Source organism: Frankia sp. BMG5.60 (genome assembly GCF_059428125.1).
Genome location: NZ_CM182091.1, coordinates 2,774,538 through 2,788,308 on the forward strand (window position 1 = coordinate 2,774,538; position 13,771 = coordinate 2,788,308).

At 74.9% G+C, this 13,771-nt stretch carries 12 protein-coding genes; 3 read left to right on the plus strand and 9 right to left on the minus strand.

Annotated features, from left to right (window positions below; all coding sequences use genetic code 11):
- The first annotated feature begins 177 nt into the window (after nt 1–177).
- Nucleotides 178–1,641, plus strand: coding sequence for a hypothetical protein (locus tag AC5R91_RS11160; protein WP_495397070.1), 1,464 nt, complete (start codon nt 178–180; stop codon nt 1,639–1,641).
- Here AC5R91_RS11160 and AC5R91_RS11165 read toward each other — a convergent pair.
- Nucleotides 1,533–2,486 (minus strand): hypothetical protein, encoded by a 954-nt coding sequence (locus tag AC5R91_RS11165; protein ID WP_495397071.1) that lies wholly within the window; start codon nt 2,484–2,486, stop codon nt 1,533–1,535. The genes AC5R91_RS11160 and AC5R91_RS11165 overlap by 109 nt on opposite strands.
- Before the next feature lie 213 nt (nt 2,487–2,699).
- On the opposite strand from AC5R91_RS11165, the gene AC5R91_RS11170 reads away from it, so the two are divergent.
- Entirely contained in the window at nt 2,700–3,296 is a 597-nt protein-coding gene (locus AC5R91_RS11170) for a helix-turn-helix domain-containing protein (RefSeq protein ID WP_495397072.1), read from the plus strand.
- Nucleotides 3,297–3,309: 13 nt separating this feature from the next.
- On the opposite strand, the gene AC5R91_RS11175 is transcribed toward AC5R91_RS11170, so the two are convergent.
- The 8 genes from AC5R91_RS11175 to AC5R91_RS11210 form a co-directional block, all read right to left on the minus strand.
- A complete protein-coding gene (locus AC5R91_RS11175; RefSeq protein ID WP_495397073.1) occupies nt 3,310–4,608 on the minus strand; it encodes an NAD(P)/FAD-dependent oxidoreductase in 1,299 nt (432 codons plus the stop codon).
- A complete protein-coding gene (locus AC5R91_RS11180) occupies nt 4,605–6,053 on the minus strand; it encodes an FMN-binding glutamate synthase family protein (protein WP_495397074.1) in 1,449 nt (482 codons plus the stop codon). Before AC5R91_RS11180 ends, AC5R91_RS11175 begins: the two co-directional genes overlap by 4 nt.
- Before the next feature lie 12 nt (nt 6,054–6,065).
- Nucleotides 6,066–6,926, minus strand: coding sequence for a glutamate synthase (locus AC5R91_RS11185; RefSeq protein WP_495397075.1), 861 nt, complete (start codon nt 6,924–6,926; stop codon nt 6,066–6,068).
- Nucleotides 6,914–7,729, minus strand: coding sequence for a class II glutamine amidotransferase domain-containing protein (locus AC5R91_RS11190; protein WP_495397076.1), 816 nt, complete (start codon nt 7,727–7,729; stop codon nt 6,914–6,916). Before AC5R91_RS11190 ends, AC5R91_RS11185 begins: the two co-directional genes overlap by 13 nt.
- Nucleotides 7,730–7,792: 63 nt before the next feature.
- A complete protein-coding gene (gene glnT, locus AC5R91_RS11195) occupies nt 7,793–9,115 on the minus strand; it encodes a type III glutamate--ammonia ligase (protein WP_495397077.1) in 1,323 nt (440 codons plus the stop codon).
- A gap of 246 nt (nt 9,116–9,361) precedes the next feature.
- Nucleotides 9,362–10,834, minus strand: coding sequence for an MFS transporter (locus tag AC5R91_RS11200; protein WP_495397078.1), 1,473 nt, complete (start codon nt 10,832–10,834; stop codon nt 9,362–9,364).
- A 176-nt stretch (nt 10,835–11,010) separates the two neighbouring features.
- On the minus strand, nt 11,011–11,880 hold the full coding sequence (locus tag AC5R91_RS11205; RefSeq protein WP_495397079.1) for a DUF1206 domain-containing protein: 870 nt from the start codon (nt 11,878–11,880) through the stop codon (nt 11,011–11,013).
- Between the two features lie 101 nt (nt 11,881–11,981).
- A complete protein-coding gene (locus tag AC5R91_RS11210; RefSeq protein ID WP_495397080.1) occupies nt 11,982–12,767 on the minus strand; it encodes a RibD family protein in 786 nt (261 codons plus the stop codon).
- An 87-nt stretch (nt 12,768–12,854) separates the two neighbouring features.
- Between AC5R91_RS11210 and AC5R91_RS11215 the strand changes: the two genes are divergently transcribed.
- Entirely contained in the window at nt 12,855–13,748 is an 894-nt protein-coding gene (locus tag AC5R91_RS11215) for an exodeoxyribonuclease III (RefSeq protein WP_495397081.1), read from the plus strand.
- Nucleotides 13,749–13,771: the final 23 nt, after the last annotated feature.

Below are 13,771 nucleotides of genomic sequence, written 5' to 3' on the forward strand. Positions count from 1 at the left end.
ACTCTAGGCCGGCAAACCGGTGGTATCAGTCACGATGGTGGCCGTGTCCGGGAAGGAGGCGTGGCCGGAGATGGAGGGGTGGCCGGGAGCGGTGGAATGGCCGGGAACGGTGGAGTGGCCGGGAGCGATCGGGCGGCCGGGAACGGTGGGGCGGCCGGGAACGGTGGGGCGGAGTCGGTGAGCGACAGGGACGCACCGCGGCGCGGCTCCGCCCGGCAGGCGCGCCGATTCCAGCCGCACAGTCTGCCGACGCGGATCGGCGACGATCCGCGCCAGGCCCGCTGGGCGGACGCGATGAAGACGGTGCTCAACCTCGAGCAGATCAGCCTGCCCGCGCTCGCCGAGCGGGTGGCCGGCCCGCTCGAGCTGCAGGGCACCCACAAGCTGCGCCGCTGGCTGAGCAACGAGACGACCATCCCGGCGCACGCGATCATCGAGCTTGCCCGGGCGGTCGGTCGCCACGAGAGCGACATGCTCGCCGCCTACGGCCTGCGCAGCCCCTCCATCAGCAAACTCGTCCGCCGGGCCGAGGAGGCCGAGGAGCGGGAGCGGCAGCTTCGTGCCCGCTCCGCCCAGGAGGGCCGGACCACCGGCGGCGCCCTGTTCGCGGCGGCGGCGGCCCGTGGCGGGCGGTGGTCGGTGACCGTCCGGCCGCACTGGCGAGGCCGGCGCCACCGCTGCCACTTCGCCGACCACGTGTTGCTCGAACGCGTCGACGCGATCAGCGAGCGGGCCGACGCCGAACGAGACTTCGCCGAGGTCTTCGAGCGGACCGCGGCGAGCTGGGACGCCACGCCGCTGCTGGTCGACGGGTTGCCCGCGGGCCCGCTGCCGCCACTGATCGTCCATCGCTTCACGGCGCCGCACGAGCCCACGGCACACCACGCCCCCACCGACGCGTCCGGGATCGGCGCGCAGGGCGTCGTCGTCACCGGCCTGCAGTGGACCGGCTCCTACACGGTCGCGGCGTTGCTGGCCAAGGCGCTCGGCTGGGGCCTGGGCAGCTTCGCCCGCGCGGCCCGGTCGGTGCACGGTGGGGCGCAGCTCGACTTCGCCCTCGCCGACGAGATCATGCAGGACTGGCTGCGCCGCCCGGGCAACTCCCCGCGCCGGATCTGGGCACACGTGCTCACCGAGCCACCGGAGCCGAGCGCGCCCAGCGCGCGGCTGCTCGGGGACGCGGGGCCCGACGTGCGGGTGGTCATGGTGGTGCCGGAGCCGGAGCTCATCGAGATCATCGCGGCGTTGTCGGGGACGGCGCCGGTGGAGCTGGCGGCGCAGTGCCGGGCCTGGGGTGAACTGCTCGCGCCGCATCCCCGGCTGCTGCACGTGCCCGCGTCCGCCCCGCGCGCCGCGGACGGCTCGGTGCTGCGGGCCGATGATCCCCGCTTCCTCGACGCCTACTTCGACGCCTCCGTCGACGCGGCGTTCGACGCCCTGCGCCGGCTCGCGGGCGACCGGCCGGTCAGCGCGCTCGTCCCGGCGCAGGCCCGGCTGAGCGACCCGTTCGCGGCGCTGGTCGCGGGCGGCGCTCAGGCCGCGAGCAGCAGCGATCCCGCGGCGCGGGCACCGGCGGCACCGGCGGCACCGCCACCGCAGTCAGCGGGTCCGGTGCCGTCGGCGATCGGCGCCGTGGGCTGAGCGGCGCGCCGCAGCGCGTCGGCGAGGTCGTCGTCGGCGGCCCGCGCGGCGGCCGGTCCGAACGCCTCGACCAGCGCCGCGCGCAGCGCGCGAACCGCGACGGCGCCCGTGCCGTGCAGGCCGGCGACGGTCGCCGCGAGCCCGACGATCCGGTAGCCGGTGACCTCCCGCCGCACCGCCTCGCCGGCCGGCGCCGCGGCCCCGGCGGCCGGCCAGAGCGGCCGGGCCGACGCCAGCCCGTCGAGCCGCCCACCGCGGCCGGTGAAGGCGCTGAACGGCGGCACGACGGGCGCCTTGTCGGCCAGCGGCCGCGCGAGGTAGCGCCGGTGGCGCCGAGGCGAGGTCGCCTCGACGGCCGCCGTCACCCGGCGGATCCAGGCCGCCATCTCGGCCGGAGTGGTGCCGTAGCGGTCGGCCCAGGCCGACAGGGGCCAGCCGGTGCCGGCGACGGCGGGCACATCGCTGCCCAGCCACGTCATCAGGTGCGCCAGCAGGGCCCGGTCGGCGGCGTCGGGCAGCGCCTCGTGAGCCCAGGCCGCGTCGGGCACGCGTTCGGGCCGCTGCTGCAGGCCGTGGGCGCGTCGCCGGTCGCGGTGCAGCTCGCCGAGGGCCGAGCGCACCACCCGGACGAGGTAGCCGTGCGGAACGGCGGGGCCCCGCCGTCCCAGCCGGTCGACGACCCTTTCCAGCAGGGGCACGGCGTCGTCGAAGCATCCGAGGTCGCAGGCGGCGAGGGCGCCGTCCTGGATCGCTCGCGGCCCGGCGGGGCAGGGCATCCCGCCGTGGCGGGCCGACCGGCGGGACAGGATGTCGTTGACCGCGCGGACGGCGGCCGCGAACGTCATTTGTTCCATATGTCCCGAGCGTGCCGCCCGAGCCACGCTCCCGGACTCCCGCGGACTGCCGAGTTCACCGGTGTGGCCGGCAGAATCTGCCAGTCCGAGCGTCGGCCGCGGGACGGCGGCCCGCCGCGCGCTTCCCGGCCGAGCCGTCCGCCGGGGCCTGACGTCGATGCCGGGCCGACCGTGCCCCGGTCTCGACGCCCTACGCTGCATGCTGTGTCCACCGAGCCGGGCGAGCAGGCCCTCGAACGGGTCATCGCCGCCCGGGTCCGCGAGTACCGCCTCGCCGCCGCGCTCTCGGTCGCGGAGCTCGCGCGGCGCACCGAGATGTCCAAGGCGATGCTCTCGAAGATCGAGAATGCCCAGACCTCCTGCAGCCTGTCCACCCTCGGTCGGCTCGCCGCCGGGCTCGGCGTCCCCGTGACGGCGCTGTTCCGCGGCGTCGACGACGAGCGGGAGGCGGTGTTCGTGCCCGCCGGGCACGGCGCCCGGATCGTGCGCCGCGGCAGCCGGGTCGGCCACCTCTACGAGCTGCTGGGCACCCTGCGCGGGGGAGCCAAGCGGATGGAGCCCCTGCTGGTCACCCTGACCGAGGCCAGCGAGGTCTTCCCGCTGTTCCAGCACGAGGGCACCGAGTTCCTCTACCTCCTCGACGGCGTGCTGGAGTACGGGCACGGCGAGGCCCGCTACGTGCTGCACCCCGGCGACGCGTTGATGTTCGATGGCCAGGGGCCACACGGCCCAGTCCGCCTGCTGGAGCTGCCGATCCGCTTCCTGTCCGTCACCGCCTACGGCTCCCACGACCGCCCCTGACGCCCGACCTGGCTCAGCGCATCTGGCCGGCGGCGGCGTAGGGGTGCGGGCTGACCAGGGGGGCGTTCTCGGCGAAGCGGGAGAGACGGAAGTCGGCGGCGGGGATGAGGGGATGGCTGGAATCCCCGTCGACGACGAGGTCCGCGACGAGCTCACCGACCGCGACCGAAATCTTGAAGCCGTGGCCGCTGAACCCCGCCGCGACGAACAACCCGTCGACCGGCGTCGCCGAGATGATCGGGTTGTAGTCGGGGGTGACGTCGTAGCAGCCGGCGTAGGACGACGACAGCGCCACCTCGGGCAGGCCCGGGAAACGACGGGCGAACCGGCCGACCGCGCGCTCCACGTACTGCGGGTCCGCGGCGCCCGGGTAGGCGTCGGGGTCGACCCACTGCGGGCGGCTGTGGTCGCTGTTGCCGACCAGCAGGTCGCCGGAGCGCTCCGGGCGCACGTACTGCAGGCCGACCAGGTCGGACAGCACCGGTACGTTCCCGACCGGCGCGCCCGGCGCCACCAGCAGGATCTGCTCCCGTTGGGCCCGCAGCGGCAGGTCGACGCCGACCCCGGCGGCCAGCGCCGCCGACCACACGCCCGCCGCGAGCACGACCGTGCCGGCGGCGATCCGGCTGCCGTCGGCGAGCTCCACCCCGATCGCCCGCCCGCCGGGCCCCTCGCCCCCCTCGAAGCGCCCGCCACCGGCACTCTCATCCCCGCCGGCTCGCGCGCCCCCGTCTGCTCGCGCGCCCCCGTCTGCTCGGTCACCCGAGGTCAGGATGCGTGTCACCGGGGCGCCCTGGCGGACCCGGACCCCGCCCTGGCGGGCCGCGGCCAGGTACGCGTGGCAGGTCCGGTAGGCGTCGCCGTAACCGCCGCGCGGCTCGTAGGCGAACGCCGCGAAGTCGGCGAGATCGGCGCCCGGCCACAGCTCGGCGACCTCCGCGGGGTCGGCGAGGCGGGTGTCGATGCCGACCGCCGCCGCCGCCGCGACGTTGGCCGCCAGCGCCGCGGCATCACCCGGGCCGACGCCGACGAGGTAGCCGACCTGCTCGAAGCCGACTCCGTCGGCCACCCCGAGGATCTCGGCGGCATGGGTGAACAACTGCACGCCGTGCCAGGCCATCACGGCGAGCGAACGCACCCCGTAGTGGCAGCGGACGATGCCGCTGGACCGGCCGGTCCCGCCGGAGCCGACGGTGGCCCGTTCGAGCACCAGCACGTTGCACACGCCCTTGCGGGTCAGCGCCCAGGCGGTCGCGGCCCCCTCGATGCCGCCGCCGACGATCACGACGTCGGCGCTCGCCTGCACGGTCATCGGCCGGGAATCCAGTCGGTTCCGGCCAGCGGCACCCCGGCCATCGCCGCCGCCTCGACGGTGAGCGCGACGAGGTCCTCGGGTTCGAGGCGGTGCACGTCGCTCTTGCCGCAGGCGCGGGCGAGCATCGCCGTCTCCATCGCCAGCGCCCGCAGGTAGTTGGCCACCCGGTGGGCGCCGAGCGCCGGGTCGAGGCGGGCGGCCAGCCCGTCGTCCTGGGTGGTGACGCCGACCGGGCAGCGGCCGGTGTGGCAGTGCGTGCAGTGGCCCGGCACGGTGCCGAGCGCGGCGTACTCCCGCGTCACGTCGATCTCCACGCCGTTGAAGGCCGCGCCAGGACCATCGCCGGCACCGCCCGACCCGCCGGCCCGATCGACGCGAGGGGCTTGGGGGGCGAGGCGGCGGTAGGTCGGGGCGTTGCAGCCCAGCGCGACGAGCGGGGCGACGCCGAGGGAGACGGCGTCCGCGCCGAGCGCGAGCGCCTTGGCGACGTCGGCCCCGGTGCGGACGCCACCCGAGATGATCAGCCCCACGTCGCCGGTGAGCCGCAGGTCGGCCAGCGCCGTGGCGGCCAGGCGCACCGCGGCCAGGGTGGGGATCCCGGTGTGCTCGATGAAGGCGTCCTGGGTGGCTCCGGTGCCCCCCTGCATCCCGTCGACGACGACGACGTCCGCGCCGGCGGCGACGGCGAGGCGCACGTCATGGTCCACCCTGGTCGCGCCGATCTTGACGTAGACGGGCACCTGCCAGTCGGTGACCTCGCGGATCTCCTCGATCTTGATCTTCAGGTCGTCAGGGCCAGTCCAGTCCGGATGTCGGCTCGCCGAGCGCTGGTCGACCCCCTCGGGCAGGGTGCGCATTCCCGCCACCCGGGCGCCGACCTTCTGCCCGAGCAGCATCCCGCCACCGCCCGGCTTCGCTCCCTGACCGAGCACGATCTCCACCGCGTCGGCGGCGCGCAGATCGGTCGGGTTGAACCCGTAGCGCGACGGCAGGCACTGGTACACCAGCGTCGTCGAGGCCGACCGCTCCTCCGGCGTCATCCCGCCGTCACCCGTCGTCGTGGACGTCCCGACCAGCGACGCCGCGCGGCCCAGCGCCTCCTTCGCATTCGCCGACAGCGAGCCGAACGACATCCCCGCGATGGTGATCGGAATGTCGAGGACCACCGGGCGGGCGGCGCGGCGGGCGCCGAGGACGGTCCGCGTGTCGCAGCGCTCGCGGTAGCCCTCCAGCGGGTAGCGCGAGGCGCTGGCGGTGAGCAGCAGCAGGTCGTCGAAGTCCGGGACGGCGCGGCGCGCGCCCCAGCCGCGGATCGGGTAGCGCCCCAGCTCCGCGCGCTCGCGGATCTCGGCGAGGACCGGCGGGCCGAAGGTGTGGTGCGGCGGGTACCACTCGTCCGCGGGCCGCGGGTGCGGACCATCGATCGTGTCGGGGTGGGGCATCGTCGACTCCGATCAGTAGGCGCCGTGATGGGCGGTGTCGAAGTGGTAGAGCTGGCGGGCCGACGCCACCCGGGTGACGTTCTCCGGATCGACGTGGTCGAAGCAGGCCTGCGCCGCCAGCGCCCGCACCGCGGCCACGTCGGCGGCGGTGAGGTCCTCGACCCGGGCGTCGGTGCCGAGGCCGCGCACGCGCCCGGCCACGTAGATCACCGCCTCGTAGAGGGAGTCGCCGAGGGCGTCGCCCGCGTCGCCGCCGACGAGGATCGTCCCGGCCTGCGCCAGGAACGCGCAGTACCGGCCGACGTCCCCCGCGACCGCGAGCCGGCCGCCCTTGAGCGAGATGCCGGCGCGCAGCGACGCGTCGCCCTCGACGACGACGAGACCGCCGTGCGCGGACGCCGCCGCGCTCTGACTGGCCGCGCCGCGTACCCGCACGGTGCCGGACATCAGGTTCTCCCCCGCGCCCCAGCCGACCGGCCCGTCCACGGTCACCTCGGCCGCCTCGCCGAGACCGCCGATGTAGTAGCCGGCAGGCCCCGCGATCGTCACCCGGACCGCCTGGGTGAGCCCCACCGCGAGGTTGTGCCGGCCGGCGGGGTTGACCAGCCGGGCCCGCGCGCCGTCCGGCAGGGCGCGCAGTGCCGCGTTGACGTGCCGGGTCGGCATCTCGGCAAGGTCGAGCACGAGCTCTCCCGGCACCACCCCGGCGGCCGGGTCGGTCGTTTCGGCGCCGGTGCTGGTGGTGGTGGTAGCGGCGGTAGCGGCGGTAGCGGCAGCGGCGGTAGCGGTGGTAGCGGTGGTAGCGGTGGTAGCGGTGGTAGCGGTGGTAGCGGTGGTAGCGGCGCCGCGGACGGCGCCGGTCAGCTTGCCCACAGGTAGACCTCCGCCGGCTCGGGTTCGAACACCGCCGCGTCGGCGAGTCCCGGCAGGCCGAGCAGGGCCCGGTACTCCGACACCATCGCCACCCACCGGTCGGTCTCGGCGATGATCGCCGGCTTGCACGCGATCGGGTCGCGCACGACCGCGAAGCTGTCCGCGGTGGTCACGGCGAGAGTGAAGAAGCCGTCGAAGGTCGCGGTGAGCCGGCGCAGGGCCGCAGCCAGGTCGTCGCCGGCGGCCAGACGCGCGGCGAGGTAGCGGGCGGCGACCTCGGAGTCGTTGTCGGTCTCGGTGGTCACGCCCTCGTCGGCGAGCCGGCGCCGAATGGTGGCGTGGTTCGCGAACGACCCGTTGTGGACCAGGCAGAGTGCCGTGTCGACCGGCTTCGCCCCCAGCCCCAGCCCCGGCACCGGTCCGGCGGTCGGCATCGCGGTGGCGGTGGCGGTCGGCGACGCGGCCGCGGTCGCGATCGCCCGTCCGCCGGCGACGGTTCCGCCGGCGGGCTCGGGTGGGCGGACCGCGAACGGGTGGCAGTGCGCGGCGGTGACCGCGGATTCGGTCGCCATCCGGGTGTGCGCGAGCGCGCGGACCCCCGACCGGGTGGCGAGGCCGATCCGGGCGGCGAACGCGACCGGGTCACCGACCGCCTTGAGGACCTCCAGCCCGTCGGAGTGGATGGCGACTCCCGCCGAGTCGGGGCCGCGTTCGGCGACGCCGCGCAGCATGCCCGCGATCAGGGCGCCGAGCCGATCCCGGTAGGTGTCGTCCTTCAGGTGCAGGCCAGCGATGCCACACATGCCGACGCTTCTCCTCTCGCCCGCGGACGTTCCGACCCGGCGCCCCGCCCGAACGTCACAACCTCAGAACGCCGTGAGGTAACGCTCGATCTCCCAGGAACCCACCCGGCTGTGCCAGTCCAGGAACTCCGCCCGCCGCCGTGCGGCGTAGTACGCCGGGACGCCGGCACCGCCCGCGGCCGCGAGCGCCGCGGTGATCACCGGATCGGCCGCGAACGCCTCCACGGCGTGCAGCAGCGTCGGCGGCAGTTCCGCGGCCACGGCGGCGGCGCGGCCCGGCCCGGCGGGTCCGCCGGGCGGGCCCGGATCGAGCCCGGCGTTGATGCCGTCGAGGCCCGCCGCGATGAGCCCGGCGATCGCCAGGTAGGGGTTCGCCGCGCCGTCGACCACCCGGATCAGGTGGGTCCGGTCGTTGCCGCCGTAGGTAGCCCGGGTCGGCGTCCAGGTGGCGCCGGAGGTCGGCGGCGGCGCGCCCGTCCGCTTGAAGGAGTTGACCGTCGGGGTGAGCAGCGCGAGCAGGGCCGGCACGTGGCTGAGCACCCCGCCGATGAAGGAGTAGGCAAGCGAGGACAGACCCAGGCCGCGCGGGTCGGAGTCGTCGGGGAACAGCGCCCGATCGCCCGCCCACAGGGACACGTGCAGGTGCATGCCGCTGCCGGTCAGCCCGGTGAACGGCTTGGGCATGAAGGTGGCGATCATCCCGCGCCGCTCGGCCGTCATCCGGACGAGGTAGCGCAACGCGATGACCCGGTCGGCCGTGGTGAGGGCGTCGGCATGGCCGAAGTTCTGCTCGAACTGGCCGTTTCCGTCCTCGTGGTCGTTGGCGTAGTTGTCCCAGCCCAGGGCGTTCAGCGCGGCGGAGACGTCGGTGAGGTGGTCGTACATCCGGGTGAGGTCGCGGGCGTCGTAACAGGGCTTCACGGCGGCGTCCTCGGCGTCGGCGGGGGCGATGGTCCCGCCCGGACCGCGGCGGACGAGGAAGTACTCGCACTCGGCGCCGACCTGCATCGCCATCCCGGCGCCGGCCAGCCGCTCGCGCAGCCGGCGCAGGATGATCCGCGGCGCGAACGGCCACGGCGCGCCGTCGACGTGCGGGTCACACTGCACCATCGCCAGCCCCGGCCGGACGGACGGCAGCGCCACGTACGAGTCCGGATCGGGCATCGCGATGATGTCCGGATCACCCGGCACCTGACCGGTGCCGCCGGCCGCGAAGCCGGCGAACCCGACCCCGTCGGCCTGGGCGCGGTCGAGCGCCGCGGCCGGGACCAGCTTGGCGCACGGCTTGCCGTCGAGATCGACGAAGGTCGCCAGGACGAAGGTCGTGCCGTCGGCGGCGGCCCGTTCCGCCAGCGACGTGCACCCGGAGCCCGACGTGCCGGTCACGGTCGACCACCCCCGACATGTCTCCCCACATGAACCATCGTCAACTGACATTCGACGAGAGGACGATGTCGGCGGGACGGCGTCACAGTAACGATCCCGTAACGATGCGCTCCGGGAGGAATGCGGTGCGTTCAGCACGGTCTGAACCTCGAGACCGTACGAATCGCACCGCAACGCGTCCCGCGCGCCGTAACCGGCCGGTACCGATGCAGGTTCGTGGTCGGAGGTTCGACAGGACGCACTCGTCTAGGCGCTCGGATCGAGGGTGTCCCGGGGGGTGCCACCGGAGGGATGGGGTACCGCCGGAGCCTCGCCCCGGGCGGGCAGGACGGGCAGGGCGGGCAGGGCGGGTGAGGTGGGCAGGGCGGGTGAGGCAGGTGAGGCGGTGGCAGGCGGGGGCGGGGGCGGCTCCGACGACAGTGCCTTCGCCTGCGCGACGGCGGCCTTCGCGTCGTAGCGGATCAGCGCGGGTACCGCGGCCGTCGCCAGCAGCAGGCAGCCGATGCCGGCCAGTCCCCCGCTGATCACCGAGAACGCCGGCGAGGTGACCGCAGCGACGCTGCCGGCCTCCAGGTCCCCGAGCCGTGGCCCGCCGGTGACGACGACGAGGAACACGCCCTGCAGCCGGCCGCGCATCTCGTCGGGGGTGGCGACGTTGAGGATCGCGTTGCGCAGGATGGCGCTGACCATGTCGGCGGCCCCCGCGAGCGCCAGCAGCGCCAGGCCGAGCGCGATGTCGTGGGCCAGGCCGAAGCCGGCGATCGCCCCGCCCCACAGGGCGATCGAGACCACCACCGCGAGCCCCTGGCGGCGGACCCCGCCGAGCGGGCCGGACAGCCCGGCGGCGAGCAGGGAGCCGACCGCGACCGCCGAGTACATCGCGCCCGCCGTCGCGCTCCCCCCACCGAAGCGGCCCTCGGCGAGCGCCGGGAACAACGCCCGCGGCATCCCGAACACCATCGCGATGAGGTCGACCACGAAGGTCATCAACAGCACCGGCTGCCCGCGCAGGAACCGCAGCCCCTCGGCGACGCTGGCCACCCCCGCGCCGCGCCCGCCGCCGCGCGGTGGCATCGCCGGCAGCCGGGCCAGCCCGTGCAGGGGGGCGGCGAAGGTGACCAGGTCGACTGCGTAGGCGACCGAGAAGCCGCCGGCAGCCACGGTCACGCCGGCGATGAGCGGGCCGAACACCCCGGCGGCGGTGCCGCCGATCTGGGCCAGGGCGCTGGCGGCCGGCAGGTGCTCGAGCGGGATCAGGTTGGGCGTCATCGCCCGGCGTGCCGGCTGATCGGCGGCCAGCAGCGCGGACTGCACGGCGACCAGGCACATCAGCGGCCAGGCGACGTCGTCGACGGCGCCGGCGAGAGTCAGCAGCAGGAACGCCGCCGAGACCGCCGCCAGCCCACCCGAGGTGATCATCGCCAGGCGGCGGCGGTCGACCGCGTCCACGATGGCGCCACCGAACAGCCCGCCGGCGACGAGCGGCACCAGTGCCACCAGGCTGACCAGGCCGACCTGGAACGACGAGCGGGTGACGGCGAAGACCTGCAGCAGCACCGCGGTGGCGGTGATCTGGGAGCCGAGGGCGGAGATCGTCTCCCCCACCCACAGCCGGCGGTAGGCCGGATGCTCGCGCAGCGGGGAGATGTCGGCGAGCAGCTTGGCGGGGCGTGCGCGTGGTCCCGGGGTCGCCCCGCCGGCCGACCTGCCAGCCCGCATCCGCGTCCCCTCCGCCGAGCCGAGCCGAGCCGCGGCTCGGCGGCCGCCGATTCCGGGCAGGAGGCACGCTACCGCGCTGGACCGGTCATCCGGGCGGCCTTCCCGGCGCGCGAGAGCGGCCCCTTTCGGTGCCCGCGGGCACCGAAAGGGGCCGCCGTCGCGGGGGCCGCCGCCGGTCAGAGCTTGCGGTAGCGAGCCTCGAAGAACGAGTAGACGCCGAACAGCGCCAGGCCGATCGCACACACGGTGAGCAGCCACTGGCCGTACGCCTGCCCGGCGAGGGTCTTCAGCGTGCCGTCGAGGCCCTTGGCCTCCTTCGGGTCGAACTCGATCGCCGCCTTGGTCACGAACACCCCGGCCAGCCCGAACACGACGCCGCGCACGATGTAGCCGACGAGCCCCGCGGGCTTGGCGATCTTACGGGCGAGGGCGCCCATCTCCCCGGTCTTCAGCTTCTCCTCGGACTTCCGCTTCGCCCCACGGATGATCATGCCGATGCCGATGCCGACGACCACGAGGCCGACGATGCCCACGAGTATCCGGCCGGCGTCGTTGCGCATGACCCGCGCCGTCCAGGGCGCCGGCTCGCCGGACCCGCCGCCGCCCGAGACGAGGAAGCTGATCGTGCTGCCGGCGATCGCCAGGTAGATGACGCCACGCGCCGCGGAGACCACCCGCTTCGCGGTCCGCTTCTTCTCGTCGTTCTCGTCCTGGACACCGACCGCGGCCTCGAGCAGCCGCCAGGCCGCGTACCCGAGAAAACCGATGACCATGATGACCAGGACCGCGGACCCGAACGGCTTGTCCTTGATCTCCCCGAGCGCACCGTTACGGTTCGTCTGGGCGTTGCTCAGTCCGAAGGCGACCTGGAAGGCGAGCACCCCGATGAGGACGTAGACCAGGCCCCGTCCGGCGAGTCCGATGCGGGCCGTGATGTCGACCGTCCGGCTGTGGCGAGCCTGGCGCGCCGCGCCCTTCGCCTGGCTGCCAGCGTCGCCGCCGCTGGTGACGGCGTGCCGCAGCCGGCCGCCGGTCTGCACCGACACAGTGATCACTCCCTCGGACCATGGGATCGGTTGATCCGGATGGAGCGATGCCCGGCCGGAGGCCCACAAAACCGGGGCGCACAAAACCGGACGAGGCGCGCTCAGGCCGACGTCGGCACCAGATACCGAAGCAGCACCACATCGTCGAGTTGTCGGACCTCGGCCAGCCGCAGCGGGGAATGGACTCCCTGGGGGAAGGCTCCGGGGCCGACGAACGCCGGCGCGTCCCGCTCGCCGACGAAGAACGGGGCGACGGCGAGGTGGAGCTCGTCGACGAGGCCGGCGGTCAGGAAGGCGGTGTGCACCGAGGTTCCCCCCTCGACCAGCAGGCGGCGCACGCCCCGGCGGGCGAGGTCGGCGAGCACCGCGGCGACGTCCACCAGCGGCCGACCGGGCAGGTCAACGACGCTCACCCGCCCGCCAGGACCGGGGCCGGGACCGCCAGCCTCCGGCACCCCGTCGGGGGTGGGCGCAGGGAGGGCTCGGGTGCGGTCGACGGCGACGCCGGTCGGCGCTACGGACCAGGACGGCGGCGGTGCGGCGCTGCCGGCGCGCCGGTAGACGAGCGTGTCGACCGGGTCGGTGCCGAACAGGCGGGAACGCGGATCGAGGTCGCCGCCGCCGGAGAGCACCACCTTGACCGGGGTCGGCGGCAGGCCCGCAGCGACCCGCGCGGCGCGACGATGCTCGGCGCGCACGGCGAGACGGGGGTTGTCCCGCCGGACGGTCGCGGCGCCGACGAGGATCGCGTCGCACCCGGCGCGCACCTCGTCGACCCGATCGAGGTCCGCCGGCCCGGAGAGGATCAGCCGCGCATCCGAGCAGTCGTCGATCCGGCCGTCCAGCGACATCGCGCAGCTACAGATCACGTAGGGGCGCCCCGCCACCGTGCGCTCGCCGTCCACGCGTCAGCATGGCATGCCGATCGGGAGCGGCCGCGGGGCCGCCGCGGCACGGGACTACCGTGACCTGCTGTGCGGATCGCGACGTGGAACATCAACTCCGCGAAGGCCAGGCAGGCCCGGCTGATCGAGTGGCTGGACCGCGCCGGACCGGACGTGGTGTGCCTGCAGGAGACGAAGCTGTCGGACGACGCCTTCCTGGAGCTGTTCGACGAGGACCTGTTCCGGCGTGGCTACCGGGTCGCCCATCACGGCGACGGCCGGTGGAACGGCGTGGCGATCCTGTCGCGGGGCAGCCTCGACGACGTCGTACGGGGCCTGCCGGGCGGCCCGGGCTTCCCCGACCCAGAACCCCGCGCGATCGCCGCGACCTGCGACGGCATCCGGGTCTGGTCGTTGTACGTGCCGAACGGGCGCACCGTCGACGACCCGCACTACGCCTACAAGCTGTCCTGGCTGGCCGCCTTGCGCGACGTCGTCACCGCGGAGGTGGCCCGGGGCCCGCTGATGACACTGGGCGACTTCAACATCGCCCCGACGGACGCCGACGTGTGGGACGTCGCGCAGTTCGAGGGCGCCACGCACGTCACACCGGCCGAACGCGCCGCGCTCGGGGAGCTCGTCGACGCCGGTCTCGTCGACGTCCTGCGCACCCGCTGGCCCGACGACGTCGTCTACACCTACTGGGACTACCGCCAGCTCTGCTTCCCGAAGAACTTCGGCATGCGCATCGACCTGACGCTGGCGTCCGCCGACGTCGCGGGCCGGGTGCGCGCGGTGTGGGTGGACCGGGCAGCCCGCAAGGGAACCGGAACCAGCGACCACGCGCCGGTCGTCGTCGACCTGGACGTCGCGCCGGACGGGGACGTGGGCCCCATGGTGCCGCCGCCGTCGAGCCGTGGCTCGACGGGCCGCGCGGGCGGCGGCCGGCCGTCGTCCACCGGCGACTCGCTGCGCCGCCGCTGACGCCGGCGCGGGCCCGGGAGGTC

Excerpts from the sequence above, each read along its gene's own strand:
- AC5R91_RS11180 (WP_495397074.1), bottom strand. The coding sequence starts at position 6,053 with ATGCCCCACCCCGACACGATCGATGGTCCGCACCCGCGGCCCGCGGAC.
- AC5R91_RS11200 (WP_495397078.1), bottom strand. The coding sequence starts at position 10,834 with ATGCGGGCTGGCAGGTCGGCCGGCGGGGCGACCCCGGGACCACGCGCA.
- AC5R91_RS11175 (WP_495397073.1), bottom strand. The coding sequence starts at position 4,608 with ATGACCGTGCAGGCGAGCGCCGACGTCGTGATCGTCGGCGGCGGCATC.
- AC5R91_RS11190 (WP_495397076.1), bottom strand. The coding sequence starts at position 7,729 with ATGTGTGGCATCGCTGGCCTGCACCTGAAGGACGACACCTACCGGGAT.
- AC5R91_RS11165 (WP_495397071.1), bottom strand. The coding sequence starts at position 2,486 with ATGACGTTCGCGGCCGCCGTCCGCGCGGTCAACGACATCCTGTCCCGC.